The 24,628-nt window shown below is 70.5% G+C and carries 26 protein-coding genes; 13 read left to right on the top strand and 13 right to left on the bottom strand.

Annotated elements, in window-relative coordinates; translation table 11 throughout:
• Positions 1-3 precede the first annotated feature (3 nt).
• The 5 genes from ACIRCZ_RS12480 to ACIRCZ_RS12460 form a co-directional block, all read right to left on the bottom strand.
• Positions 4-411, bottom strand: a complete 408-nt coding sequence (locus tag ACIRCZ_RS12480; RefSeq protein ID WP_402853479.1) for a hypothetical protein — start codon at positions 409-411, stop codon at positions 4-6.
• A 122-nt stretch (positions 412-533) separates the two neighbouring features.
• Positions 534-773, bottom strand: coding sequence for a hypothetical protein (locus ACIRCZ_RS12475; RefSeq protein WP_055896749.1), 240 nt, complete (start codon positions 771-773; stop codon positions 534-536).
• Between the two features lie 228 nt (positions 774-1,001).
• A complete protein-coding gene (locus tag ACIRCZ_RS12470; RefSeq protein WP_055896752.1) occupies positions 1,002-1,472 on the bottom strand; it encodes a GbsR/MarR family transcriptional regulator in 471 nt (156 codons plus the stop codon).
• A gap of 56 nt (positions 1,473-1,528) precedes the next feature.
• Complete coding sequence (locus ACIRCZ_RS12465; RefSeq protein ID WP_402853474.1) at positions 1,529-3,241, bottom strand: ABC transporter permease; 1,713 nt, start codon at positions 3,239-3,241, stop codon at positions 1,529-1,531.
• Positions 3,238-4,161 (bottom strand): ABC transporter ATP-binding protein, encoded by a 924-nt coding sequence (locus tag ACIRCZ_RS12460; RefSeq protein WP_055896758.1) that lies wholly within the window; start codon positions 4,159-4,161, stop codon positions 3,238-3,240. Before ACIRCZ_RS12460 ends, ACIRCZ_RS12465 begins: the two co-directional genes overlap by 4 nt.
• 92 nt (positions 4,162-4,253) lie before the next feature.
• Between ACIRCZ_RS12460 and ACIRCZ_RS12455 the strand changes: the two genes are divergently transcribed.
• Both ACIRCZ_RS12455 and ACIRCZ_RS12450 read left to right on the top strand, forming a co-directional pair.
• Positions 4,254-4,919, top strand: a complete 666-nt coding sequence (locus ACIRCZ_RS12455; RefSeq protein ID WP_082581499.1) for an SDR family oxidoreductase — start codon at positions 4,254-4,256, stop codon at positions 4,917-4,919.
• Positions 4,920-4,948: 29 nt separating this feature from the next.
• On the top strand, positions 4,949-6,277 hold the full coding sequence (locus tag ACIRCZ_RS12450; RefSeq protein WP_235500523.1) for an MATE family efflux transporter: 1,329 nt from the start codon (positions 4,949-4,951) through the stop codon (positions 6,275-6,277).
• 13 nt (positions 6,278-6,290) lie between these two features.
• Here ACIRCZ_RS12450 and ACIRCZ_RS12445 read toward each other — a convergent pair whose 3' ends face one another.
• A complete protein-coding gene (locus tag ACIRCZ_RS12445) occupies positions 6,291-7,499 on the bottom strand; it encodes an amidohydrolase (RefSeq protein WP_055896762.1) in 1,209 nt (402 codons plus the stop codon).
• Positions 7,500-7,540: 41 nt separating this feature from the next.
• A complete protein-coding gene (locus tag ACIRCZ_RS12440; RefSeq protein WP_402853632.1) occupies positions 7,541-8,620 on the bottom strand; it encodes a LacI family DNA-binding transcriptional regulator in 1,080 nt (359 codons plus the stop codon).
• A 121-nt stretch (positions 8,621-8,741) separates the two neighbouring features.
• Here ACIRCZ_RS12440 and ACIRCZ_RS12435 point away from each other — a divergent pair, with 121 nt between their 5' ends.
• Positions 8,742-10,136, top strand: coding sequence for an MFS transporter (locus ACIRCZ_RS12435; RefSeq protein ID WP_402853468.1), 1,395 nt, complete (start codon positions 8,742-8,744; stop codon positions 10,134-10,136).
• A 1-nt stretch (position 10,137) separates the two neighbouring features.
• Here the strand turns inward: ACIRCZ_RS12435 and ACIRCZ_RS12430 are convergent, their stop codons facing one another.
• Positions 10,138-10,437 (bottom strand): hypothetical protein, encoded by a 300-nt coding sequence (locus ACIRCZ_RS12430; protein WP_402853465.1) that lies wholly within the window; start codon positions 10,435-10,437, stop codon positions 10,138-10,140.
• A gap of 46 nt (positions 10,438-10,483) precedes the next feature.
• Positions 10,484-11,563: a lactonase family protein gene (locus ACIRCZ_RS12425; RefSeq protein WP_402853462.1), complete on the bottom strand. Its 1,080-nt coding sequence runs from the start codon at positions 11,561-11,563 to the stop codon at positions 10,484-10,486.
• A gap of 33 nt (positions 11,564-11,596) precedes the next feature.
• On the opposite strand from ACIRCZ_RS12425, the gene nucS reads away from it, so the two are divergent.
• From nucS to ACIRCZ_RS12405, 4 genes are all read left to right on the top strand, one after another.
• The gene (gene nucS / locus ACIRCZ_RS12420; RefSeq protein ID WP_402853459.1) at positions 11,597-12,292 is read left to right on the top strand and encodes an endonuclease NucS; all 696 of its coding nucleotides are present in this window, start codon (positions 11,597-11,599) and stop codon (positions 12,290-12,292) included.
• Positions 12,292-12,714 (top strand): SseB family protein, encoded by a 423-nt coding sequence (locus ACIRCZ_RS12415; RefSeq protein ID WP_402853456.1) that lies wholly within the window; start codon positions 12,292-12,294, stop codon positions 12,712-12,714. The genes nucS and ACIRCZ_RS12415 overlap by 1 nt, the downstream gene beginning before the upstream one ends.
• Before the next feature lie 37 nt (positions 12,715-12,751).
• Positions 12,752-13,429: an HAD hydrolase-like protein gene (locus ACIRCZ_RS12410; protein WP_402853453.1), complete on the top strand. Its 678-nt coding sequence runs from the start codon at positions 12,752-12,754 to the stop codon at positions 13,427-13,429.
• Between the two features lie 98 nt (positions 13,430-13,527).
• Positions 13,528-13,938: a hypothetical protein gene (locus ACIRCZ_RS12405; RefSeq protein ID WP_055896780.1), complete on the top strand. Its 411-nt coding sequence runs from the start codon at positions 13,528-13,530 to the stop codon at positions 13,936-13,938.
• Positions 13,939-14,046: 108 nt separating this feature from the next.
• Here the strand turns inward: ACIRCZ_RS12405 and ACIRCZ_RS12400 are convergent, their stop codons facing one another.
• Positions 14,047-15,975: a BglG family transcription antiterminator gene (locus ACIRCZ_RS12400; protein ID WP_402853450.1), complete on the bottom strand. Its 1,929-nt coding sequence runs from the start codon at positions 15,973-15,975 to the stop codon at positions 14,047-14,049.
• A 165-nt stretch (positions 15,976-16,140) separates the two neighbouring features.
• Between ACIRCZ_RS12400 and ACIRCZ_RS12395 the strand changes: the two genes are divergently transcribed.
• The 6 genes from ACIRCZ_RS12395 to ACIRCZ_RS12370 all read left to right on the top strand — a co-directional run bounded on the left by ACIRCZ_RS12395 (position 16,141) and on the right by ACIRCZ_RS12370 (position 21,695).
• Positions 16,141-16,449 (top strand): PTS sugar transporter subunit IIB, encoded by a 309-nt coding sequence (locus ACIRCZ_RS12395; protein ID WP_055896783.1) that lies wholly within the window; start codon positions 16,141-16,143, stop codon positions 16,447-16,449.
• A gap of 45 nt (positions 16,450-16,494) precedes the next feature.
• On the top strand, positions 16,495-16,761 hold the full coding sequence (locus tag ACIRCZ_RS12390; protein WP_055896787.1) for an HPr family phosphocarrier protein: 267 nt from the start codon (positions 16,495-16,497) through the stop codon (positions 16,759-16,761).
• Positions 16,762-16,841: 80 nt separating this feature from the next.
• The gene (gene ptsP / locus ACIRCZ_RS12385) at positions 16,842-18,449 is read left to right on the top strand and encodes a phosphoenolpyruvate--protein phosphotransferase (RefSeq protein WP_402853629.1); all 1,608 of its coding nucleotides are present in this window, start codon (positions 16,842-16,844) and stop codon (positions 18,447-18,449) included.
• A gap of 24 nt (positions 18,450-18,473) precedes the next feature.
• Positions 18,474-20,087 (top strand): PTS mannitol transporter subunit IICB, encoded by a 1,614-nt coding sequence (locus ACIRCZ_RS12380; RefSeq protein ID WP_055896790.1) that lies wholly within the window; start codon positions 18,474-18,476, stop codon positions 20,085-20,087.
• Positions 20,084-20,521, top strand: coding sequence for a PTS sugar transporter subunit IIA (locus tag ACIRCZ_RS12375; RefSeq protein WP_402853445.1), 438 nt, complete (start codon positions 20,084-20,086; stop codon positions 20,519-20,521). Before ACIRCZ_RS12380 ends, ACIRCZ_RS12375 begins: the two co-directional genes overlap by 4 nt.
• Positions 20,522-20,534: 13 nt before the next feature.
• Positions 20,535-21,695, top strand: a complete 1,161-nt coding sequence (locus ACIRCZ_RS12370; RefSeq protein WP_402853442.1) for a mannitol-1-phosphate 5-dehydrogenase — start codon at positions 20,535-20,537, stop codon at positions 21,693-21,695.
• A 3-nt stretch (positions 21,696-21,698) separates the two neighbouring features.
• Here the strand turns inward: ACIRCZ_RS12370 and ACIRCZ_RS12365 are convergent, their stop codons facing one another.
• From ACIRCZ_RS12365 to ACIRCZ_RS12355, 3 genes are read right to left on the bottom strand one after another with little or no spacing between them, the layout of a single operon-like run.
• Positions 21,699-22,331: an RBBP9/YdeN family alpha/beta hydrolase gene (locus ACIRCZ_RS12365; RefSeq protein ID WP_402853439.1), complete on the bottom strand. Its 633-nt coding sequence runs from the start codon at positions 22,329-22,331 to the stop codon at positions 21,699-21,701.
• Positions 22,328-23,941, bottom strand: coding sequence for an amidohydrolase family protein (locus tag ACIRCZ_RS12360; protein WP_402853436.1), 1,614 nt, complete (start codon positions 23,939-23,941; stop codon positions 22,328-22,330). Before ACIRCZ_RS12360 ends, ACIRCZ_RS12365 begins: the two co-directional genes overlap by 4 nt.
• A complete protein-coding gene (locus tag ACIRCZ_RS12355; protein ID WP_402853433.1) occupies positions 23,938-24,603 on the bottom strand; it encodes a bifunctional 4-hydroxy-2-oxoglutarate aldolase/2-dehydro-3-deoxy-phosphogluconate aldolase in 666 nt (221 codons plus the stop codon). Before ACIRCZ_RS12355 ends, ACIRCZ_RS12360 begins: the two co-directional genes overlap by 4 nt.
• Positions 24,604-24,628 lie beyond the last annotated feature (25 nt).

Below are 24,628 nucleotides of genomic sequence, written 5' to 3'. Positions count from 1 at the left end.
AGCCTACGGGGTTCGCGGTGCGGTGCCGAGAGCCCTGAGTCTGACAAACGTGGTGAGGAACAGGGCGGCGAGCACCAGCTCGACCAGCACGGAGACGGTGCCGGATGCGCTGCCGTAGCCGACCATCGACAGCACGGTGTTGACGAGCGCCATGAGCAGGTAGCCTGCACCGAGCACACCGCTGAGCGGCGGGCGCGACGTCATCCGCCACCACGGCCGCGCAGCGGCGACCGGCTCGCCCGGTCCGCGGAAGAGCCGGCTGGCGAGATACCACCCGGCGAGCTGCAGTATCGACAGCGCGATGGAGCCCGGCTCCCAGCGCAGCGCGTTGAGCAGCAGCGCCAGCCCGGCGTTGACGGCGAGCAGCACGACGACGACGAGCGTCTTCTGTACTGGTGTGGTGAAACGCATGGTGCTTTCAGCATCCCACCCTGGCGGGTCTCGCCGCCCTGCGACGCGCGTGGCCCCCGGCGAGATACCAGTATCTGTCGCCGACGCGCCGGGCGGCGGCGCAGTCACTGGTGTCTCGTGGCTCAGCCGAGGATGCGGATGGGGAAGGCGACGAGGGCGTCGGACGGGATGGGCGCGAACAGGTCGCGGTGCCAGAGGCCGTCGTTGTGGCGGACGAGGATGTCGCCGCGGCCGTCATGCTCCGGGTACGGGGCGAGGATGCGGCTGCCGGCCGGCAGCGTGTCGAGCTCGGACGGGGTCCAGGCTTCGGCGATGGGGTCGAGGGAATCGAAACGGATTCCGAGAGTTGCTGTGTTCATCATTGCGGTACTTCTTTCAAAGCGTGTGGTTGATCCGCCGTCACGCGTCGACGTGTGACGTTCGCGACCGGTGCTCGGGATGAGCGGCCTCGCGATGGGCGGTGGCGGACAGGTGGTCCGCGGTGGGAACGGGCTGGTTCGGCCCGGTTTCGCGGCGACGATGAGAGGGGCGTCAAGCCGAACGAAACGGTGTGTTCCGCGTCCAGTGTAGCGGATGCGGCTGGGAGTCGGTCAGGAGCGGGCCGCGCGGATCTGTTCCCACTCGTCCAGCAGCTCTGGCAGGCGCTTCTCGAGGAAGCGGTAGAAGCCAGCCATGTCGCGCAGGCGCTCTGTCGCCAGCGAGTCAGGGTCGTCGACGGCGGCGATGCCGGCGTCGGCCTGGGCGGCGAGCACGGCGTAGATCGGGGACTGCCTCGTCATGGAGGCGTACCAGTCGCTCGGCAGTTCGTAGCGGTCGCGCCGGCTCGCCGACTGGGAGACGCGGCGGACGATGCCGATGGTCTGCAGGTAGCGGACGGCTCCGGAGATGCCGGCCGGGCTCGCGGAGAGGCGGTCGGCGAGCTCGGCGGCGGTCATCCCCTGCTGCTCGGTGACGGTGAGGGCCATCAGGACCCTGGCGGGCATCTTCGGGAAGCCGGCGGAGGTGAGGACGGCGGCGGCGTGCTCGAGCACATCGTTCAGTGCCCGCTCGTCTTTCGCCACCGGCCTATCCTTTCATTTCCGCGAGCTCGATGGCCCGCATCGGCAGAACATCCGCGTCACCCGATCGCGAAGTCCCTGCGGCGGATGAGCAGCGTCGCCGCCGCCGTCGCGATGACGGCGATGCCGAGCATCCAGTAGCCGCCCGTCCAGTCCGGGGTGCCGACGACCACGGGCGAGTGCGCGAACGGCGACAGGTCGTGCACCCAGGTCGGCAGCCCGATCAGGCCGCCGAAGATGCCGACGAACGCGCCGAGGCCGAGCAGCGTCCAGCCGAGCGGGATGGTCCAGCCCGGCAGCACGACGAACACCAGCGCGAGCACCCCCAGATAGACGAGGGCGACAGGCAACTGGGCGGCAGCAGCGGCGAACGAGTCGCCGATGCGCGCGGCGTCCTCCCCCGCTCCCACCGCGGCGAGGCCGGATGCGAGAGCGGCGGCGACGAGCACCAGCACGATCGCGATCACCCCGACAAGGAGGAACTGCAGCAGCCAGCGCACCCGCGAGAGCGGCGTGGACATCAGCACCTCTGCAGCGCCCCCGGCTTCCTCCTGGCGCAACCGGATGACCGCCTGCGTCGCGCACGCGGCGGCGAGCACGCCGACGATGGAGAAGATCGCCGAGATGAAGATCTGCGTCAACGGCCCAGAGCCGCCGGCGCCGATCTCCCCGAGCGCCTTCCGGATGCTGCCCAGGCTCGGGTCGTTGGCGATCGACGAGCTGACCACGCTGCCGAGGGCTCCGGCGAGCAGGCCGGTGAACAGACCGCCGACCGTCCAGCCGAGGATGGTCGGCCACTGCAGCCGCCAGGCCAGGCCGAGCGGTCCGGCGAGCATCGCCCGCGCATCCCGTCGTCCTGGGCGCTCGGCGATCAGCCCCGCGCCGCTGTCGCGGACGGACTGCAGCGCGAACACCACGGCCATGAGCACGACGGCGAGCCCGAGCTGCAGCAGCAGCGGCCGCCAGTCGTTCGCGCCGTACGGGTCGAACTGCTCGCCCCAGCCGATCGGGCTCAGCCAGGTGGGCCACGCGCTCACCATGTGGGCGCCGTCGCCGGTGACCGTGCCTGTGGCGTCTCCGATGCCGCGCAGCAGGTAGGCGAGCACCACGACGGCCGAGGCGAAGCCGTTCGCCCCGCGCGAGGTCATCATCAGCTGCGACAGCAGCAGGCCGACGGCGAGGAACGAGATGCCTGCACCACCGACGGCCGCACCGGCCGCGAACGATCCAGCCACGGGCAGCCCTGCCGCGATGAAGCCGAGGCCGGTCGCGACGGCGAGCACCACGTTCGCCAGCACCCCGTGGATGAGCGTGGCGACGGTCGGCAGGATGCGCGCGGCCGGGGTCGACGCGACCAGCTCCGCCCGGCCGGTCTCCTCCTCCGCGCGGGAGTGCCGCACAGCGAGGAAGGTCGACATGAGCCCGGCCAGCAGGGCGAGGAAGGTGAAGATCTCGAAGAACGTCACGGCGGCGAGGCCGGTGCCCTGTGGGAGACCGCGCAGCATCAGGATGGCCGGGTTGGCGATGGCGAGCTGCATCAGCTCGACGCGACCCTTCGCATCCCCGTAGGTGTTGCTGATGCTGGCGGCGGAGAACGCGGCGAGCATGGCGATGCCGACGATCCAGATGAGCAGCTGCCAGCGGTCGCGCCGGATGCGCTGGCGCAGCAGCACCGCGAGGGTGCGGCCTCTGCCCTGGTCGCGGCGCGCCGCGGTGTGCTGGTGCGTCGCAGGTCCGGCCGAGCGGCCGGTGGACTGCGTTGCGGTGGTCATCGTTCGTTCGCCCCCGTGAGCTCGTCGCCGTAGTGGCGCAGGAACAGCTCCTCCAGCGACGGAGGTGCGACGGTGAGGCCCTGCGTGTCCAGCTCGGCGAGCGCGGAGAGCACGCCGGACAGCTTGTCGCTGTCCGCGGTGAACCGCACCCGCCCGTCTGCGGTGTGCAGGTCGTGGGCGTTCGGGATGCGCGCGAGCTGCGCATCCGACACCCCGTCCGCGACGAACGAGACCTCGGTGCGGGTGAGGTGGCGGAGCTCGGTGAGGGTGCCGGACTCGACGGTCCTGCCCGCGCGGATGATGCTCACCCTGTCGCAGAGCTGTTCGACCTCGGAGAGGATGTGGCTCGACAGCAGCACGGTGGCCCCGTCGCGGGCGACGCGGGCGATCTCGCTGTTGAAGGTCGCCTCCATCAGCGGGTCGAGGCCGCTGGTCGGCTCGTCCAGGATGTAGAGGTCGGCCGGGGTGGCGAAGGCGGCGACGAGCGCGACCTTCTGCCTGTTGCCCTTCGAGTACGCGCGGCCCTTCTTGGTGGGGTCGAGCTGGAAGACGTCGACGAGACGCTTCTTGCGTTCGGCGTACACGGCCTTGTCCGCCGTGCCGCCGCGGAGCCTGGCGATGAGGTCGATGGCCTCTCCCCCGGACAGGTTGGGCCAGAGGTTCACGTCGCCCGGCACGTACGCGATGCGCCGGTGGAGTTCGACGGCGTCCTTCCACGGCTCGCGGCCGAACAGGGTGGCCCTGCCGCCGCTCGCCTTGGCGAGGCCGAGCAGGATGCGGATGGTCGTGGACTTCCCCGCGCCGTTCGGCCCGAGGAATCCGTGCACCTCGCCCGCTGTGACGGAGAGGTCGAGACCGTCGAGCGCACGCACCCGACCGAACCGCTTTTCGAGGCCGGTAGCCTCAATGACTGTGTCCATGAAGCGTGACTCTACGCTTGTTTCAGTAATTTCTGAATATTCCTAACGGAATTCTTACGGGGTGTCGCGCGCGGATGCCCTATGGTCGTTGCGTGCCCCTCGCTCTCATCACCGGCGCTGCGCGCGCCGACGGCATCGCGGCCGGGATCGTGCCGCGGCTGCGCGCCGACGGCTGGGAGGTCGCCACCAGCGATCTCGCCGACACCGACTATCCCTGCGATCTATCCACCGCGACCGGGCCCGGCGAGCTGATCGCCGCCGTCACCGCCGAGCGCGGGCCGATCGGGGCGCTGATCCTCAGCCACGCCCACGACGTCGAGTCGGGAATCCTCGACACGACCGCCGACAGCTTCGACAGGCACGTCGCCGTCAACGCCAGGGCGAGCCTCCTCCTGATCGCCGCCTTCGCACGCCAGGTCGCACCGGGCGGCGGGGCGATCGTCGCACTCACCAGCGACCACACGACGGGCAACCTGCCGTACGGCGCATCCAAGGGTGCACTGGACCGCATCGTCATCTCCGCAGCACGAGAGCTCGGCCCGCTCGGCATCTCGGCGAACGCCGTCAACCCCGGCCCCATCGACACCGGCTGGATGGACGACGAGCTCCGGGAGACGCTCACCCCCGCGCATCCGCTCGGACGCCTCGGCACCCCGGCCGACATCGCGGCCGTCGTGTCCTTCCTGGTCTCGGACGAAGGACGCTGGGTGTCCGGGCAGCTCCTGCACACCGACGGCGGTTTCTCGGCGCGCTTCTGAGCGGAGGCCCGCGATAGCGTTGGTGCGTCGTGAAGCAATCCACCGCCCGCCCGGTCGACCGGGACATCCTGCGCCTCGCCGTGCCCGCGCTGGGCGCGCTGGTCGCCGAGCCCGTCTTCCTGCTCGCCGACTCCGCGATGGTCGGGCACCTCGGCGTCGCGCCCCTCGCCGGGCTGGGGATCGCCAGCGCGATCCTGCAGACGATCGTCGGCCTGATGGTGTTCCTCGCGTACAGCACGACGCCCGCCGTCGCCCGCCGCCTCGGCGCAGGGGACCTGCGCGGCGCGGTGGCGTCCGGGGTCGACGGCTGCTGGCTGGCGCTCGGGCTCGGCATCGTGCTGGCGGTGGGCGGCTGGTTCGCGTCCCCGGCGCTGGTGAGCCTGTTCGGCGCATCCACTGCCGTGTCGGAGGCGGCGACGCGCTACCTGGAGATCTCGATGCTCGGGCTGCCCGCGATGCTGCTCGTGTTCGCGGCGACCGGTCTGCTGCGCGGGCTGCAGGACACGAAGACGCCGCTCGTGGTCGCCGTCGCCGGGTTCGCGGTCAACATCGTGCTGAATTACCTGTTCATCTATGTCGCAGGGCTCGGGATCGCGGGGTCGGCGGTCGGGACGGTCGTCGCGCAGTGGGCGATGGCCGCGGTCTATCTCGTGATCGTCGCGGTGAACGCGCGCACGGTCGGCGCACCGCTGCTGCCGCACCACACCGGACTCACCAGCACGGCCAGATCGGGCGGCTGGCTGCTGCTGCGCACGGCCAGCCTGCGTGCGGCGATGCTGCTCGCTGTATTCGCCGCGACCAGGCTCGGGCCCGACGAGCTCGCCGCGTTCCAGGTGGCGATGACGGTGTTCGCGACCGTGGCTTTCGCACTGGATGCACTGGCCATCGCCGCGCAGGCCCTGGTCGGCAAGGGGCTCGGGGCCGGTGACCTGGCCGGGGTGCGCGCTGTGCTGAGGCGGTGCATCCAGTGGGGCATCGGCGCCGGGGTGGTGCTCGGCGGGGTGGTGCTGCTGACCAGCCCGGTCGCTGCCGGGCTGTTCACTGGCGATGCGACGGTGGCCGCGCTGCTGCCGCCCGCGCTGGCGATCATCGGCGTCGGAGCGCCGCTGGGCGGGTACGTGTTCGTGCTCGACGGCGTGCTGATCGGGGCGGGCGACGCGCGCTACCTCGCGCTGACCGGGCTGGTGAACGTCGCGGTGTTCGTTCCGCTCGCGGCGGCCGTCGTGGCGTGGGGAAGCCACGACGTCGCCGGGTTGGCCTGGCTGACGGCGGCGTTCGCGTTCGGCTACATCGGCGCGCGGGCGGTCACGCTCGGCCTGCGGGCGCGCGGCGACAGGTGGATGCGCGCTGGCGCCTGAGCGGCGCGCGGGGTCAGCCGAGCCAGGACCGCGCGGCGACCACGAGGGCGCGCACGCCCGTGCCGATCGTCGGCTGCGCCAGCGGAGCGAAGTGCGGCGAGTGGTTCGACGGGATGTCCGTCTCCGCCGTTCCCGCCGCCATGGCCGCCGCGACCTTCTGCGGGTCGCCTCCGCCGAGCATCCAGTAGACCAGCGGAACACCGGCCGCCGTCGCCAGGTTGCCGACGTCCTCGCTGCCGGAGAGCGCGCCGGGGTCGAAGATGCGGTCCTCGCCGAACTCCGCAGCGAATGCCGCGTTCACCCGCGCCGTCGCCTCCGGCTCGTTCACCGTGACCGGGTACCGCTCGCCGTAGACCACGTCGGGCGCCACGACGGCACCGGATGCCGTCGCCTCGGCCGCGATGATCCGCTCGACCGACGAGAGCACCCTGTCGCGCACCTCCTCGTTGAAGCTGCGGACGCTGATCCCGAGGGTCGCGTCTGCGGCGATGATGTTGTTCGCGGTGCCGGCGTGCAGCGACCCGACCGTCACGACGGACGTGTCCTGCGCCGCCACCTCACGGGACACGACGGTCTGGAGCCGCATGACGGTCGCCGCTGCCATCACGACGGGGTCGATGGTCGTCTCCGGGCGCGAGCCGTGCCCGCCGCGGCCGTGGAGGGTGACCTCCATGGTGTCGACGGCGGCCATCGCCGCGCCGGAGTGGGCGCCGAGCATCCCGGCAGGGAGAGGGGTGACGTGCTGGCCGAGCACGATGTCCGGCGTCGGCACCTTGTCGTAGAGGCCGTCCTCGATCATCACCTGGGCGCCTCCTCCGTGCTCCTCTCCCGGCTGGAAGACGGCCACCAGGGTGCCGGACCATGCATCGCGATCGGCGACGAGGCGCTCGACGGCGCCGAGCAGGCAGGTGATGTGGATGTCGTGACCGCACGCGTGCATGACGGGGACCGTCGCGCCGGTGTGATCGACGCCGGTCTGGGTGGACGCCCAGTCGAGGCCGGTGTCTTCGAGCACGGGCAGCGCATCCATGTCGGCGCGCAGCAGCACAGTGGCGCCGTCTCCGTTGCGGAACACGCCGGCGACACCGGTGCCGCCGATGCCGGTCACGACCTCGACGCCGAGCCTGGTCAGCTCGTCGGCGACGATGCCGGAGGTGCGGTGTTCGGAGAAGGAGAGCTCCGGGTGGCTGTGCAGGTCGCGGTACAGGGCTTCGAGATCCATGATGCCCAGCCTATGCGCGACGCGCGCCTGCACCGCCCGACTCACGCGGTGCGCGGCGCCGCCGTGGTGTTGCCCAGGTGGAACACGCTCGTGAAGGTCGCCGGATGCGCGACTCTGCCCTCGAGCATGTCGACGATCGCCGCGCCTGCCGCCCTGCCCTTGTCGACAGCGGGCTGCACGAGGGTGGTCAGGTCGTACGGCCAGAGGCCGTCGACGCGGGCGCCGTCGAAGCCGACGACGCTGACGTCGGCCGGCACCTCCAGACCGGCCTCCTCCGCGGCGCGGATCACGCCGGCGGCGAGCAGGTCGCTCTGCGCGATGATCGCGGTCGGGCGCTTCGCAGGGTCGTCCATCAGGGCGTGACCGGCGATGCGGCCCTCCTCCACGAACGATCCGCGGGTGATGAACCCACCGGCTTCCGGGAACACGTCGCGGACGCCGGCCAGGCGCTCGATGGTGGTGTTCGAGCTTCCCGCTGCCACGCGCTCGGCGGTGAGCGAGCCGCGCGAGCGGTCGCGGGTGAGGGAGAGGGTGACGACGGCGACGTCCGTGTGGCCGAGGTCGGCGAGGTGCTGGGCGGCGACGCGGGTGGCCTCGCGGTTGTCCTGAGCGATGGTCAGGACCTCGTCTGCCGGGTCGCCCTCGATCGCGACCAGCGGGATGCCGCGCTGGCGGAGCATGGCGACCGACTCGTCGAGGCGGGGGCTGCAGCCGATGAGGACCACCGCATCCATCGGCGCGTCCTCGATGCGCTGGGCGGCCTCCCCCGCGTCGGTGAGGATGAGCAGCCCGGCGTCGATCGCGGCGATCTCCTCGGAGATGCCGTCGAGGAGGGCGATCTTGATCGGGTCGCGGAAGGCGTCGCCGACGCGCTCCTCCATGACGACGCCGACGATGCCGGAGCGGCCGCGGCGCAGCGATCTGGCGCGCGGGTCGGGGCCGGCGTAGTTGAGCTGCTTGGCAGCGGCGAGGACGCGGTCGCGGGTGGCGTCGGAGACGGGGCCTGTGCCGCTGAAGGCGAGGGAGGCGGTGGAGTTGGAGACGCCGGCCAGGCGGGCGACCGCGGCGAGCGTCGGGCGGACGACGGCGGCCGCGTCCTGCTCCGCGTCGGGCTTCTCCACGTCTGACTTCTCCACCTCGGGGGTCGTGCTCGTGTCGTTCACATGTGGTAGCTTAGTCGAATCGTTTCGATCGAAACGATTCGACACCCTTTTCGCCCACTCAAACAGCAGGATTCAGCCGATGTCGCAGACGACCCCGACCAGCACCAGAAGCCGCCGCGAACTGCACGCGTGGCGCAATGCGGTGTTCGTCATCTTCATCCTCAGCGGGCTCGCAATGGCCAGCTGGGTCGCCCGCATCCCCGGCGTGCGCGACGGCCTCGGACTGGGCAAGGACCCGTCCGCTGTCGGGCTGCTCATCCTCGGGCTGTCGGCCGGAGCGATCGTCGGCCTCGTCGCCGCGTCCCCGCTGCTCGTCCGGTTCGGCCCGCACAAGGGCATGGTGGGCGGCCTGTTCATCGTGTCGGCCGGCATGGTGCTCATCGGCGTCGGCGCATCCATCGCCCACTCGGTGCCGCTGGTGGCGATCGGCCTCATCCTCCTCGGCTTCGGCAACGGGATGGTCGACGTGATGATGAACGTCGAAGGCACGGCCGTCGAGCGCGAGATCGGCAAGACCCTGATGCCGCTGATGCACGCCTGCTTCAGCCTCGGCACGGTCATCGGCGCCGGCTTCGGAGCAGCGGCGGCCGCCCTCGGGATCGACGTCTCGTGGCACCTGATCGTGACGGCCGTGGTGATCGCGGTCGCCATCGTCATCGCCGTCCGTTTCGTCCCACGCGAAGCCGAGCTCGGCGACGAGGTCGCGAACACGCCCGCCGTTCCGTTCCGCCAGCGGATGCGCGAGAACCTGGCCGTCTGGGCGGACTGGCGCCTCATCCTCATCGGCGTCGTGATGCTCGGCATGGCGTTCGGAGAGGGCTCGGCCAACGACTGGATCTCCCTCGCGGTGGTCGACGGACACGGCCAGAGCAACTCGACGGGCGCACTGGTGTTCGGCTTCTTCGTGGCCGCGATGACCCTGGGCCGCGTGCTCGGCGGCCCGCTGGTCGACCGGATCGGACGCGTCCTCGCCATCCGGATCACCGGCGGCCTCGGCGCGGCAGGGCTCCTCATCTTCATCCTCGGCGGACCGCTCTGGGTGGTCATCATCGGCACGGTGCTCTGGGGCTTCGGCGTCTCGCTCGGCTTCCCGCTCGGGATGTCCGCCGCCTCCGAGGGCGCGGCCAACCCCGCAGCGCGCGTGTCGGCTGTGGCGATCATCGGCTACTGCGCCTTCCTGGTGGGACCGCCGGTCATCGGCTTCCTCGGCAAGGAGTTCGGCCTGCTCAACGCGCTCTACCTGGTGCTCGTGCTCCTGATCGCGGCGTTCGCGGCGGCTGGCGCTGTGCGGCCGGTCGCGAAGCCAGCGGCGCGCACGCGTCGTGCGCAACGTGCGGTCGCGGCCAACGTGACCGCACCTTTCGCACGAACGACCGTCGCCACGCGTGGCGCGAGTCGCGCGAGTCGCACGAGTCGTGCGAAAGGCGCGGTGGGAGCGTCAGCAACCGCACGTTCGGCACGAATCATGCGGTGAGTCAGGCGAACTCGAGCGTGAAGGAGATCGGAGTCCGGAACGTTCGGATGGAGCGCGGCGGCGCCCACTCCGGGTACGATGCGCGAGCGAACGGCCGGAGCAGCGTGCGACAGAGCGCGGCCGAGGAGTTGTAGTCCACCCAGCGGACAAACCTGCGCATGCTTCCCCTGCGCCAGAGCGCCGGGCCGCCGAGCACCCAGACAGCGCCGGCGACGGGGACCAGCACCCACAGCAGGAACGACCGGACGATGAAGAGCGCGACCAACCCCGCGGGTCTGAGGTTGAAGGGCACGCGTTCCATCGTCGCGACGATAGCCGCATCTTTCCAGCCACGCGCCGGCGCCGGGCTAGACGAAGTGCAGCGACACCGGCGTGGGGACGGGCGCGGTCGACAGGAACGTGAGCGCCCGCGACTGCTGGTCGAAGGCGAACACGGTGACGTCGCCGCTGTCCTGGTTCGCGGTGAGCACGCGCGACCCGCCGGGGGCGACCACGAGGTCGCGCGGCGTTCGGCCCTGCGTGGGGACCGCATCCACCAGGGTCAGCGAGGCCGAGGGGCCATCGAACGCGAACACCGCGACCGTGTCGTCGCCGCGGTTCGTGACGAAGACCGTGCGGCCGTCGTCGGTCACCCGCACCGCGGCTGGGCTGTTGACACCGGATGCGCCCTCCGGCCTGGTCGACGTCGACGACGCGACCACGAAGCGGCCGCCGTCGCGGCGCAGCACGTCGATCGTGCTGTCCAGTTCGTTCGCCACGAACGCGTGCCGCGCATCCGGAGCGAACACGATGTGCCGGGGGCCGGCAGCGCCGAGCACGATCGTCGCTTCAGGGCGCGGCGTCAGCGAGCCGTCGTCGCCGAACGCGTACCAGCGCACGTCGCCGAGGCCGAGGTCGACCACCACGAGGTCGCCGGTGGTCGGGTCGAAGCTCAGCTGGTGGACGTGCGGGCCCTCCTGCCTGTCCGCGTCCGGCCCGCTGCCCTCGTGCTGCACGAACGCCGTGCGCGCGGCCAGCGAACCGTCCTCGGCGAGCGCGAACACCGAGATCGAGCCGCCGCCGTATGTGCCGGTGGCGAGGAAGCGCTCCGACGGGTGCAGCGCCAGGTGCGCCGGCGCAGCGCCGCCGGACGACTCGGACGAGAGCTCGACAAGCGCACCGTCACCGGCCGCACCGTCACCACCCGCGCCGTCACCACCCGCGCGGGCGAACGCCACGATCGCCCCGTCCGGCTCCGTCTCGCTCACCGCGTACACGCGCGACCCGTCCGCCGTCGCCGCGACCCACGACGGGTTGGCGACCTCGGCGACGACGCGCGCATCCCGCACGGTCGTGCCGTCGAACTCTGCCTGCAGGATGCCGCGGGCGCGACCGGAGACGTGCGGAAGGATTTCGGTATACGTGCCGATGAGGAGTTGGCGGGTCATGTGCCCATCCTGCCAGCGCCGTAGGATGATCCGGTGCGTCTCGTCATTGCCCATTGCTCCGTCGATTACGCCGGTCGCTTGAGCGCTCACCTGCCGCTCGCGAACCGGCTCCTCATGCTCAAGTCGGACGGCAGCCTCCTCGTCCACTCCGACGGCGGCTCGTACAAGCCGCTCAACTGGATGAGCCCGCCGTGCACACTCAGCATCCTCGAACCGGACGACGCCCAACGGGAGGCGGGCGTCACCGAGGTCTGGAAGGTCAGCCAGGCCAAGACCGCCGACATGCTCGTGGTCTCCATCCACGAGATCCTGCACGACACTGCGCACGACCTCGGCGTCGATCCCGGCCTGCAGAAGGACGGCGTCGAAGCCCACCTGCAGAAGCTCCTCGCCGAGCAGATCCACCTTCTCGGCGACGGCCACACCCTCGTCCGCCGCGAGTACATGACCGCGATCGGCCCCGTCGACATCCTGGCCAGGGATGCGCAGGGCGGCGCGGTCGCCGTCGAACTGAAGCGACGCGGAGACATCGACGGCGTCGAGCAGCTCACCCGCTACCTCGAGCTGATGAACCGCGACCCGCACCTCGCTCCCGTGCAGGGCGTTTTCGCGGCGCAGGAGATCAAGCCGCAAGCGCGCACCCTCGCCGAGGACCGCGGCATCCGATGCCTGGTGCTCGACTACGACGCGATGCGCGGGCTCGACGACAGCGACAGCAGGCTGTTCTGATGGCCGCGTCCCCCCGGTTCCCGCAGAGCTACGAGAACGTCGCCGTCCGCAAGGCGCTGGCCGCCATCGCGGCAGAGCCGACCCTCGAACACCTGGATGCGCTCCTCGCCGCCTCGACGAAGGGCGGCCTGGTCGTCGACGTCACCGGCTCCACCCCGCAGGACACCCGCCTGCGCACCCTCACCTCCACCGCCGGCGAGCCCGTGCTGCCTCTGTTCACGTCGATGAAGGCGCTCCGGGATGCGGTCGGCGCGACCGAGGAGGGCGCCCGGACGCAGGTGCAGGCCGTGATCGTGCCGGCCGTGGAGGCCCTCGGCTTCATCCGCTCGGCCGAGTTCGTCGCCGTGCAGTTCAACCCCGGCGCCGAGCAGACCATGGTGGTCGCGCGGTCGCACATCGAGTCAGCTCTCAGCGAGCACTGAGACGTTTCTGAAACACCTCACATACCATAGGACAGCTATGACCAACCCGACCACCACCGTCACTCGCACCTGGACCTGCGTCCTCTTCGACCTCGACGGCACACTCACAGACTCCGCACCCGGCATCACCTCCTCGCTCGCCACCACGTTCGAGAAGCTCGGCATGCCCGTGCCCTCCCCCGCCCAGCTCGTCGAATACGTCGGCCCTCCGCTGCTCGACTCGCTGCAGCAGTTCGCCGGCATGACCGAGCAGGAGGCGCGCGACGCTCTCACGATCTACCGCGCCGACTACCACGAGCACGGCGCGTTCGACTCTGCCGTGTTCCCCGGCGTCCGCGGGCTGCTGACCCGGCTGCACGCCGCGGGCATCCCGCTGGCCGTCGCGACCAGCAAGCCGGAGCTGCAGGCCACGCGCATCCTCGAGCACTTCGACCTCGCCCAGTACTTCGACGTCATCACCGGCGCGTCGGAGGACGAGACGCTGAGCGCGAAGGCAGACGTCGTCGCCGAGGCGCTGCGCCGCCTGACAGCGCAGGGCGTCGACCTGGCGCACACCGTCATGGTGGGCGACAGGGCGTTCGACGTCGAGGGCGCAGGCGAGAACGGCCTGCCGACGATCCTGGTCGAGTGGGGATACGGATCCCCGGCAGAGGCCGCGGGCGCCATCGCCGTCGTGCACTCGAGCGACCAGCTCAGCGCGCTCCTGCTCGGCTAGCGTCTTCCCCGTCTGCTGTGGGCAGATCCGGTGTCAGCGTGCGCGAGTAAGCTGATTGTTTGCAATTCCGGATACAGATACAGCACTAGGAAACAGATATGCAGTCACGCAAGAAAATGCTCGTTCCGGCCGTCATCGCGGCGGCCCTCACCATCGGTTCCCTCGCAGGCTGCGCAAGCGGCAGCGGGAACGACTCGTCCTCCACCCCGTCGGCCTCCGAGACCGCCGCAGCTTCGGCAACGCTCCCCGCGAGCTTCCCGAAGAACGACGTCCCGCTCGTCGACGGGATCGTGCTCGTCGCCCGCGGCGACGAGGCCAACGGCTGGTCCGTCACGGTCCAGCCGAAGAGCAAGACCGGCTTCGCCGACGCGAAGGCCGCCCTCGAGAAGGCCGGGTACACCGCCCAGTCCGGTGCAACGGACAGCAAGGCCGTCTACACCAACGACAAGTACACGGTCGCCATCGGCACCCCAGGCGTCTCGGTCACGTATACCGTCACCGCCAACTAGCGCCCACCCGCGCAGCCATCGAGCCCACGTCTCTCGCCTCACGACGCGTTCGTGAAGTGAGAGCACCTGGGCTCGATCGCGTTAAGCGGGGGCACAGCGGGCCGGTGCCTACGAGTCGATGATGCGGACGAGCTCGTCGATGAAGGCGGCGAAGCTGTCGGCGCGCCGGATGAGGCCGAGGACGGCGTCGCGGTCGGAGAAGACCTCGACGAACTGGTCGAAGACCGTCTGGAACGACGCGCGCCCGCCCGTGTCGAAGGCGATGAACGCGATCACGTTGACCCGCGCATCCCCCCAGTCCATCGCGGTGTCGTTGACGACGATCGCGATGGCCGTGCGCTTGGCGCTCATGGTCATGGCGTGCGGCACGGCGAGCGAGTCGGTGAACGCCGTGGAAGACATGTGCTCGCGCTCGATGGTCTTGTCGACGTAGTCCTGGTCGATCGCCTCCGCCGCGATCATCCGGTCGCCGAGCGCCCTGATCATCGAGATCGGGTCGCGGGCGTAGAAGTTGCGCAGGAACAGGCCATCGTCGAAGTACTCGAGCAGGTCGTTCTTGATCCGCGCCCTCCTGCGCTGCCGCCGGATGCGCGCGATGGCCTGCCTGGTGTGCTCGATGTCGGTCTCGGTGAGGAACGGCTGCACGATCACCGTGTTCTCGCGCCGCCCGCGCGGGTCGATGGTGCTGAGCACCAGGTCGGCGTCGATCGCATCCCAGTCGGCCTCGGTGGAGGTGATCACGGCGGTGACGTCGAGCTCGTCGCCGAGCGCGCTCTCCAGCCGCTCCCTGAGCAGGATGTGCATGTCGTAGTAGTTGGGGCAGATGACCGCGCAGGTGACCGCATCCCGTCGCCGGGACTGCTGCTCCAGGTATGCGCCGACGTGCATCGCGATGTATGCGATCTCGTCGTCGTTGACCACGATGTCCTCTGCGGCCTGCAACCGGCTGGCGATGTAGACCGCCAGCTCGTAGATCATCGGGTACGAGCTCTTGATCGACCGGGTGAGCGGGTTGCGCGAATACGACTTCTCGTGGGCGCGCGCCACCAGGTTCTGCACGTGCAGGGTGAGGCGCACGATGAAGTTCTCGTCGCGGAGGTCGACCAGGTACTCGGTGGATGCGCGTGCCACGATCCCGCGCACCACCGCGAGGTCGTCCTCGCTCACGAACTCGGCGACGGTGTCGCTGCCCGCGCCAGGCGCGATCACCCTGGTGCGCAGCAGGATGGCCAGGTAGCGCAGCTCTGTCGGATCGAGAACGACGTCGAAGTGCTCGGCCACGAGGGTGCCGAGGTCGTCGGCGAGGGTCTGGATGGTCTCGTTCACCTCCGGGTCGGCCGTGGCAGGCAGCACGCGATCCTTCGCGACGCGGTCGAGGGCCACGGCCATGTGCAGGAGCACGTCGTTGATGCCGTATTCGTTGACGAAGAACCCGCGCGCATCCAGCATCTCGACCAGATCGGACTTGAAGCTCGCGAGCCCCTGGGAGTCGAACGCCTCCTGGATCCGCGCGATGTCGACGACGCCCTGCCGCATCTCGTCGCGGAACAGGCGGCTGAGCAGCTTGCGCCTGGCGATCTCCGGGCCGGCGAGCTGCACGACGGGGCCGTGCCTGGCGAGCGTGAGCTCGGTGTCGGCGAGGAGGCCGCGCATCCTGGTCAGGTCGGACTCGATGGTGGAGTCGCTGACGAACAGGCTCTCCGCGGTCTCGTAGACGTCGATGCCGTCCGGCTCGTCCAACAGGCGGCGCACGAGGAAGACGAGCCGTTCCTGCGGTGAATCTGCCGTGTCGCCCGACCCTGCGCCGAAGCCGGCGCCTGCGCCTGCCTCCACCTTTTCCAGCCAGCGGTCGTATGCGTCGCGATCGAGGCGGTAGCCGTTCGCGCCGGACTCCACCAGTTCTTTCAGCGCTGCCGTATAGCTGCGGATGCTGCGAGTCGTCACGCCGAGCTCGCTCGCGAGTTCAGCGGCGGTTACCCAGGCAGCACGGCGCGCGAGAATGTCGAGCATTCTCGTCTGCTTCGCCGAGAGAGCCACAGCGACCACCTTTCCCTGACGAGTCAACCACCTCCCGCGTCTCCTGCGACGGCTCCCCCGCGATCTTTCCGCACGGGAGGAAGAAACGCTGCTGGAACGCCGACGGGATGCGGACCAGCATCGAAGAAGCTCCATCCGCACCATCTCGAAAGGCAAGGCAGATCAATGAAGATCCTCGTCGTCTGCGGCGCGGGCGCGTCCAGCACGTTCGTCGCCCTGAAGCTGCGCAACGCAGCTGCCGCCCGCAGCGTCGACGTGACAGCGGTCGCGGGGAGCGCCAGCCAGCTCGAGACGTTCGCGGACGTCGACGTGATCCTCGTCGGCGCGCACCTCTCGTCCGAGCTCCCAGCCCTGCGTGAGCTCGCCGCCGCATCCGGCGCCGCCGTCGCCGTCCTCCCAGCGGTCTCCCCCGCAGCGATCGACGGCGCCGTGGCGCTCGACCTGGCGCTCGGCGCGAAGGCAGCGGCACTATGAGAAGCCGGGAAGGGTTCCCGAGCCACATCGAAGGAGCACACAATCATGGCTGAGCGGATCATCACTGTCGGTTCGACCCACGGGCTGCACGCGCGCCCGGCGAAGCTGTTCGTGGAGGCGGTCGGCAAGTCGGGCGCTTCGGTGAAGCTGACCAAGGAGGGCGGCAAGACCGTCGACGCCGGCAGCATCCTCGGCGTCATCTCCCTCGGCATCGACCACGGCGACAAGATCGTCCTCACCACGGACGCGTCGAACGGCGAGGCCGTGCTCGACGACCTGGCCGAGATCATCGCCACGGACCACGACGCCTGATCATGGCCGACACCACAGAGACCACCGTCCTCACCGGGGCGGGCATCGGCCAGGGCACCGCGATCGGCCGCGTGCTCCGGATGTCCGACCCACTCCCTGAGCCGGCAGACACACCCAGCTCCAGCACCCCCGACGAGGAGCGCGCCCGGTTCGCGTCCGCCGTCTCCGTCGTCGCCGACGACCTTCGCGGACGCGCAGCGAAGGTGACTGGCACAGCGGCGGATGTGCTCGAAGCGCAGTCGATGATGGCGGAGGACTCCACTCTCGCCTCCGACGTCTCCGACCGCATCGGAACGGGCAAGACCGCAGAGCGAGCCGTGTTCGAGGGTTTCGCGGTCTTCCGCGACATGCTCATCGGCCTCGGCGGATACATGGGCGAGCGCGCCACCGACCTCGACGACGTCGCCCAGCGTGTCATCGCCGCGCTCTCCGGCCGCCCTGCCCCCGGCGTTCCCGAGTCGGACACCCCGTACATCCTCGTCGCCCACGACCTGGCCCCGGCCGACACCGCCCTGCTCGACCTGACCAAGGTGCTCGGCCTGGTCACCCGCGAAGGCGGCCCGACGTCGCACACTGCGATCCTGGCGCGCGAGAAGGCCATCGTCGCCGTCGTCGGTGTCGCGGGGGCGGACACGCTCGCGGACGGCACAGAGCTCATCGTCGACGCCGCATCCGGAACCGTCTCCGTCGCCCCGGACGCCGCCCAGCGCGCGGACGCGGAGAGCCGCATCGCCGAACGCGCTGCCGCCCTCTCCGGCGGCGTCGAGCCCGGCGCCCTCGCCGACGGTACCGCCATCCCGCTGCTCGCCAACCTCGGCTCGGCAGACGGAGCCCAGAAGGCCGTGGATGCGGGAGCCGAGGGTGTCGGACTGTTCCGCACCGAGTTCCTCTTCCTCGACCAGCGCATGGCTCCGACCGTCGAGGAGCAGCGCGCGGAGTACATCCGGCTGCTGTCGGCGTTCCCCGGCCAGAAGGTCGTGGCGCGCGTGCTCGACGCCGGCGCCGACAAGCCGCTCGAGTTCCTCAACGACGCGCACGAGGACAACCCGGCGCTCGGTCTGCGCGGCCTCAGGGCGCTCCGCGCCAACGAGGACCTGTTGCGCGAACAGCTCACCGCTCTCGCGGAGGCCGACGCTGCCACCGACGCCGACCTGTGGGTCATGGCCCCGATGGTCGCCACCGTGGAGGAGACGCGCTACTTCGTTCAGCTCGCCACCGAGTTCGGCCTCAAGACGGTCGGCGTGATGGTCGAGATCCCCTCCGCTGCGCTGACGGCGGACCGCATCCTGCGCGAGGCCGCGTTCGCATCCATCGGCACCAACGACCTCACCCAGTACACACTCGCCGCCGACCGCCTGCTCGGCTCCGTCGCCGGGTTCCAGGACCCATGGCACCCGGCCGTCCTCCGCCTGATCGGCGAGGTCGGCGCAGCCGGACGCGAGCACGGCAAGCCGGTCGGCATCTGCGGCGAGGCCGCTGCGGACCCGCTGCTCGCGGTGGTGCTCGTCGGCCTGGGCGCCACGACTCTGTCCATGTCGCCGTCGGCAATCGCCGACGTGCGGATGTCCATCAAGCGTTTCACCCTCGACCAGGCGAAGCACCTGGCCGAGGTCGCCATTGCCGCCGACGGCGCGGCAGAGGCCCGGGATGCGGTCACGGCCGCGATCTCCGGGCATCCCCCTCAGTAACCCCGACAGAAACGAGGCACCACAATGTCCACGGCGTCAGAGACGACGACACGGAAGCCGGGCGGCGCACGCGTTCACGTGCAGCGCTTCGGTACCTTCCTCTCGAACATGGTCATGCCGAACATCCCCGCATTCATCGCGTGGGGGTTCATCACGGCCCTGTTCATCGCGACCGGTTGGCTGCAGAGCACCAACTGGGCGATCAGCGGCATCCTGGGCGGCTTCGGCGACCAGGCCAAGATCGGCTGGCAGGGCGCGGCAACCGTGCTCGCCCAGGACGCGGGTGGTCACACCTTCCAGCAGTACGTCGGCCTCGTCGGGCCGATGATCACGTACCTGCTGCCTCTGCTCATCGCGAACACCGGTGGCCGCATGGTCTACGGCGTCCGCGGCGGCGTCGTCGGCTCGATCGCAACCATGGGCGTGATCGTCGGCAGCAACATCCCGATGTTCATCGGCGCGATGATCATGGGACCGCTGAGCGCCTGGGTGATCAAGCAGGTCGACCGCATCTGGGACGGCAAGATCAAGGCCGGATTCGAAATGCTGGTCAACAACTTCTCTGCCGGCATCGTCGGCATGCTGTTGTCGATCGGCGCGTTCTTCGGCATAGCCCCGGTCGTCGAATGGCTGAGCAGCGTGCTCGGCAACGCCGTGAACTGGCTGGTCTCGCTGCACCTGCTGCCGCTCGCGAGCATCCTGATCGAGCCAGGCAAGGTGCTGTTCCTGAACAACGCCATCAACCACGGCGTGCTCACGCCGCTCGGCATCGAACAGGCGCAGCAGACCGGCAAGTCGATCCTGTTCCTGCTGGAGGCGAACCCCGGCCCCGGCCTCGGCATCCTCGCCGCGTACTCGTTCTTCGGTCTCGGCGTCGCCCGCGCGAGCGCCCCCGGCGCCATCATCATCCAGTTCTTCGGTGGCATCCACGAGATCTACTTCCCGTACGTGCTGATGAAGCCGATCCTCATCGTCGGCGCCATCGCGGGCGGCATGACCGGTGTCGCGATCAACGCCGCCTTCCAGACCGGCCTCCGTGCCCCTGCCTCCCCCGGCTCGATCATCGCCGTGCTGCTGCAGACCCCTGGCCCGAGCCTCGTCGGCGTCGTACTCTCGGTCGTGGGTGCCGCTGCGGTGTCGTTCATCGTCTGCTCGGTGATCCTGCGGGCGAGCCGCAAGCGCGACCTCGCCGCGGGCAACGCCGGCGACATGACCGCCGCCGTCGCCGCGACCCAGGCCAACAAGGGCAAGGAGTCGAGCGTGCTGCAGAGTCTCGTCAACGAGGGTGAGCACGACACCGGCGACGCCCAGGGCGACGCCACCTCGCGGCTCGTGCGCAACATCGTCTTCGCCTGCGACGCGGGGATGGGGTCGAGCGCGATGGGCGCATCCGTCCTCCGCAACAAGATCAAGAAGGCCGGAATCGACGGTGTGACCGTCACGAATCAGGCGATCAGCAACCTCGACGGCACCGCCGACCTGGTGATCACCCAGCGCGAGCTGACCGACAGGGCGAAGGGCCAGTCGCCTGACTCGCAGCACGTCTCCGTCGACAACTTCATGAACAGCCCGCGCTACGACGAGGTCGTCGACCTCGTGAAGGCGCAGCAGAAAACACCGGAGGAAGCGAACAAATGACCGACACCATTCTCGACCGGGCGAACGTCGTGGCCGCGGGTTCCGCGACCTCACGGGAGGACGCCATCCGCGAGGCGGGCGCGCTGCTGGTGAGCGCAGGAGCCGTCGAGCCCGCGTACGTCGACTCGATGCAGGACCGTGAGAACACCGTGTCCACGTTCATGGGCAACGGCCTCGCGATCCCGCACGGCACCAACGAGTCCAAGGACGAGATCAAGCGGTCGGCACTGTCGTTCGTCCGCTACTCCTCGCCGCTCGACTGGGGCGGCGAGGAGGTGCGGTTCGTGGTCGGCATCGCCGGTCAGAACAACGAGCACCTGGAGATCCTGTCCAAGATCGCGATCCTCTTCTCGGAGGAGGACGACGTGCAGAAGCTGCTCGACGCACCGGATGCGGACGCCATGTTCGCGCTCCTCGCCGACGTGAATGAGTAGGGCGGGCGAACGAATGAAAGCCGTTCACTTCGGCGCAGGGAACATCGGCCGCGGCTTCGTGGGGCTCCTGCTCCACGAGGCCGGGTACGAGGTGGTCTTCGCGGACGTCAACGCCGAACTGATCGACGCTCTCGCCGCCGCTGACTCTTACCGGGTGCACGAGGTGGGCGAGACCTCGAAGACGACGGTGGTCGACGGCTTCCGCGCCATCAACAGCGCACAGGACGAGGCGGCCCTGATCGCGGAGATCGCGACCGCCGACATCGTCACCACGGCGGTCGGACCGCGCATCCTGCGCTTCGTGGCTCCGGTGATCGCGGCCGGGCTCGCCGCGCGCGCAGACGATGCGCCGCGCCTGGCCGTGCTGGCCTGCGAGAACGCGATCGGCGCGACCGACCTGCTCGCCGCCGAACTGTTCGACGGCCTGCCGGACGACGAGACCAGGGATGCGCTGGCAGCCAAGGCGATCTTCGCCAATACCGCTGTCGACCGCATCGTGCCCGCCCAGGACCCGGATGCGGGCATCGACGTGACCGTCGAGGCGTTCTACGAGTGGGTGGTCGACCGCAGCCCGTTCGCGGGCGCGGAGCCGAGCATCCCCGGCGCACACTTCGTGGACTCGCTCGCGCCGTACATCGAGCGCAAGCTGTTCACGGTGAACACCGGCCACGCGACGGTGGCGTACACCGGCTTCCTGGCCGGCGCGACGACGATCAGCGAGGCCATCGCGATCCCGTCCGTGCGCTCCGCCGCGGAGGCCGCGCTGACGGAGACGTCGGCGGCGCTCGTCGCCAAGCACGGCCTCGACCCCGCCGATCTGGCGGCGTACCGGGCGAAGATCCTGGACAGGTTCACAAACCCGTACCTGGTCGACGAGGTGACGCGCGTCGGCCGCGAGCCGCTGCGCAAGCTCGGCAGGAACGACCGGTTCATCGGCCCGGCCGCCGACTATGTGCAGTACACGGGCGGCATCCCGGAGGCGCTGCTGACGGCGGTCGGCGCCGCGCTGCGGTTCGACGTGCCCGACGACACCCAGAGCGTCGAGCTGCAGCAGCTCCTGCGCGAGGCGACGGCCGAGGACATCGTGACGGAGATCACCGGCGTCGCAGAGGGCGAGCCGCTCTTCGCGCCGCTGGTGGCGACGGTGCTGGCGGCACAGGAGTCGCGGCGCTAGACCTCACGCATTGGGCACGAGAGTGGCCGTCGGATCGAGACACCAGTCGAGAACCGACGGCCACTCTCCGTATCCGGCCGTGCGCTCCAGGTGTCCGCCGCCCGGGATGATTGTGACCGGGATCCCCAGCGGCGCGCCGAACACGGCCTGCGCCCCCTCCGGGCAGAACGGGTCTGCGTCCGAGGCGGCGATCTGGGCCGGTGTGCCAGGGGCGGTCAGCGGCAGGGCGGCGAACGCGGCGATCTCCGGCTCGTCGGCGATGAAGGACGGCGCCGGCGGGGCGACGAGCAGCACGCGCTCGACGGTGTCCTCCGGCGGGCGCGCTCCGAGCCAGAGCAGGCAGGACAGGCTGTGCGCGAGCACGGTGACACGGACGCGGCCGGTGTCGTCGCCGCCGTCGTCGCCGTCCGCCGCCTCCTCCAGCGCCGCGGCCACCGCGGCCTGCCACGCCGCCACGTCGGGGTGCGCCGCATCCGGGAGCTGCGGGTACACCACCCGTTCGCCGCGCGACCGCAGAGCGGAGGCGAGTTCGTGCTGCCAGTGGCCGGGAGGACGGAAGTTGTCCCAGCCGTGCAGGATGAGGAAGGCGCGGCGGCCGGACTGAGTCGTCCGGGTCTGAGGTGTCTCGCTGCTCACACCGCGACTCTACGCAACGCGCGGCCCGGCGTCTCGTCCGTGCGCATCCCGTCGGCCAGCACAGGGCGTCCTGCCACGAACACCCATGGGATGCCCGCCGCCTGCTGCCGAGGGTCGGCGTACGTCGCGCGGTCGGCGACGGTGGCGGGGTCGAACAGCACCAGGTCGGCCGTGAGGCCGGGGGCGATCCTGCCCCTGTCCGTCAGGCCGAGGCGCGCAGCCGGGCGAGCCGACAGGTGCACGATCGCGTCCTCCAGCGTCAGCACCCCCTCCTCGCGCACGTAGTGGCCGAGGTAGCGCGGGAAGGTGCCCCACGACCGCGGGTGCGGCTTGGCGCCGACCAGGATCCCGTCGCTTCCCCCGGTGTGGCGCTGGTGGCGCATCATCGTGCGGACGTTCTGCTCGTCGCCGACATGCTGCAGGATGCTCGTGCCCAGCCGGTCGGCGACGAGCAGTTCCAGATACACAGACGATGGCGGGGCGCCCCGGTCGGCGGCGATGGCGGAGATGCTACAGCCGACCGCGGAGGCCAACGCCTGGTCGCGAACGCCGGAGATCTCGATGGTCGCCCAGTCGACGGGGACGCCGTGGCAGCCGTCCGTGCCGACCACCTCGAGCTCGTGGGCGACCCGCGCCTGCACCTCCTGGTCGCCGAGGCGGGCGATGGTGGCCTCCGGACCGCCGACCGCCGCCCAGCTCGGCAGCAGCGCAGAGAGCGTGGTGGACCCGGCCAGGTACGGGTAGGTGTCGAGCGTGATGTCGACGCCGTCCGCGAGTGCGCTGTCGATCAGCGCGACCAGCTCGGACGCGCGGCCCCGGTTGACGCCGAAGTTCATGGTGGCGTGCGTGAGGTGCAGCGCGCACCCGGAGCTGCGGGCGATGTCGATCACCTCGGCGTACGCGTCGAGCGCGCCGGCGCCGTACGACCGCTGGTGCGGCGCGTAGAAGCCGCCGTGCCGGGCGACCACGGCGCAGAGGGCGGCGAGCTCTGCGGTGTCCGCGAACATCCCCGGCACGTAGGTGAGGCCGGAGGACAGGCCGAACGCTCCATCGCGCATCCCCTGGGCAACGATGGCGCGCATCCGGTCGACTTCGTCCGGGGTGGCCGGGCGGCGCTCGTTGCCGACCACGGCCATGCGGACGGAGCCCTGCGGGATGAGGTAGGCGACGTTGGCGGCCGGGCCCCGCGCATCCACGGCCGCCAGGTAGCCGGCCACGCTACGCCAGGAGTATTCGAGGTCGGGGACGCCGTTCCAGCCGGCGAGCTGTTCGAGGAGGACCGGCATCGTCTCGTCGGTAGTCGGCGCGTATGAGAGGCCGTCCTGGCCGACGACCTCGGTGGTGACGCCCTGGGAGACCTTGGCGAGATGTGCGCTGTTGGAGAGGACGGCGAGGTCCGAGTGCGCGTGCATGTCGATGAAGCCGGGGGCGACGGCGAGCCCGTCCGCGTCGACGATGCGGACGCCGGTGGTGTCGAGGTGCTCGCCCACCGCCGCGATCCTGTCGCCCTGCAGCAGCACGTCAGCGCGCCGGCCTGGGCGACCGGTGCCGTCGAGCACCAGGCCGCCACGCAGCAGCGTGGGCCGCACTGCGCTGGATGCGCGGCTCACGATCCCTTCGCCGCCGCCACGAACGCGGCGGCGCGGTCGGTGACCGCTGACCAATCGGCCGCCTCGATGGCCGCCGCAGACACGACGCTCGATCCAGCGGTGACGGCGAGCGCGCCCGCCTGCACCCACGCGGCGGCGTTGTCGGCGTGCAGCCCGCCCGACGGAACGAAGGGAACGCCGGGGAAGGGACCGGCCAGGTCTTTCAGGTAGCCGGGGCCGACCAGCGAGGCGGGGAAGATCTTCACGGCGGCGGCGCCGGCCTCGACCGCGCGCATCACCTCGCTGGGGCTGAGCGCTCCGAGGAGGAACGGGATGCCCGCCTCCCGGCAGATCGCTGCGACGCCGTCGTGCAGTCCTGGCGTCACGATGAAGCGGGCGCCCGCGGCGATGGCGGCCTCCGCCTTGGCCTCGTCGGTGACGGTGCCGGCGCCGACCAGCGCGGCTGCGCCTCCCTGCTCGGCCGCGGCGGCCGCAACGGCGACGGCCTCTGCCACGATCTGCTCGACGCCGGGGGTCGTGAAGGTGAACTCGACCGTGCGGATCCCCCCGGAGACCAGAGCTGCGCACAGGGCGGCCGGGTCGTCGATGCGCGGGGCGCGCACCACGGTGAGGGCGCGGTCGGCGCGCAGAGTGCTGAGGAGGGCGGGGTCGGTGTCGTTCATCTTGCTCCTGGGGGTGCGGGGGTGG

This window comes from Leifsonia sp. NPDC102414 (assembly GCF_044765685.1).
GTDB lineage: Bacteria > Actinomycetota > Actinomycetes > Actinomycetales > Microbacteriaceae > Leifsonia.
Note: the sequence above shows the minus strand (reverse complement) of the source record. Positions and strands in the feature narration are given on the sequence as shown.

Coding starts and splice junctions, on each gene's coding strand:
- ACIRCZ_RS12480 (WP_402853479.1), bottom strand. CDS start 411: ATGCGTTTCACCACACCAGTACAGAAGACGCTCGTCGTCGTCGTGCTG.
- ACIRCZ_RS12475 (WP_055896749.1), bottom strand. CDS start 773: ATGATGAACACAGCAACTCTCGGAATCCGTTTCGATTCCCTCGACCCC.
- ACIRCZ_RS12465 (WP_402853474.1), bottom strand. CDS start 3,241: ATGACCACCGCAACGCAGTCCACCGGCCGCTCGGCCGGACCTGCGACG.
- ACIRCZ_RS12460 (WP_055896758.1), bottom strand. CDS start 4,161: ATGGACACAGTCATTGAGGCTACCGGCCTCGAAAAGCGGTTCGGTCGG.
- ACIRCZ_RS12445 (WP_055896762.1), bottom strand. CDS start 7,499: ATGGATCTCGAAGCCCTGTACCGCGACCTGCACAGCCACCCGGAGCTC.
- ACIRCZ_RS12435 (WP_402853468.1), top strand. CDS start 8,742: ATGTCGCAGACGACCCCGACCAGCACCAGAAGCCGCCGCGAACTGCAC.
- ACIRCZ_RS12430 (WP_402853465.1), bottom strand. CDS start 10,437: ATGGAACGCGTGCCCTTCAACCTCAGACCCGCGGGGTTGGTCGCGCTC.
- ACIRCZ_RS12425 (WP_402853462.1), bottom strand. CDS start 11,563: ATGACCCGCCAACTCCTCATCGGCACGTATACCGAAATCCTTCCGCAC.
- ACIRCZ_RS12415 (WP_402853456.1), top strand. CDS start 12,292: ATGGCCGCGTCCCCCCGGTTCCCGCAGAGCTACGAGAACGTCGCCGTC.
- ACIRCZ_RS12410 (WP_402853453.1), top strand. CDS start 12,752: ATGACCAACCCGACCACCACCGTCACTCGCACCTGGACCTGCGTCCTC.
- ACIRCZ_RS12405 (WP_055896780.1), top strand. CDS start 13,528: ATGCAGTCACGCAAGAAAATGCTCGTTCCGGCCGTCATCGCGGCGGCC.
- ACIRCZ_RS12395 (WP_055896783.1), top strand. CDS start 16,141: ATGAAGATCCTCGTCGTCTGCGGCGCGGGCGCGTCCAGCACGTTCGTC.
- ACIRCZ_RS12390 (WP_055896787.1), top strand. CDS start 16,495: ATGGCTGAGCGGATCATCACTGTCGGTTCGACCCACGGGCTGCACGCG.
- ptsP (WP_402853629.1), top strand. CDS start 16,842: ATGTCCGACCCACTCCCTGAGCCGGCAGACACACCCAGCTCCAGCACC.
- ACIRCZ_RS12380 (WP_055896790.1), top strand. CDS start 18,474: ATGTCCACGGCGTCAGAGACGACGACACGGAAGCCGGGCGGCGCACGC.
- ACIRCZ_RS12375 (WP_402853445.1), top strand. CDS start 20,084: ATGACCGACACCATTCTCGACCGGGCGAACGTCGTGGCCGCGGGTTCC.
- ACIRCZ_RS12370 (WP_402853442.1), top strand. CDS start 20,535: ATGAAAGCCGTTCACTTCGGCGCAGGGAACATCGGCCGCGGCTTCGTG.
- ACIRCZ_RS12355 (WP_402853433.1), bottom strand. CDS start 24,603: ATGAACGACACCGACCCCGCCCTCCTCAGCACTCTGCGCGCCGACCGC.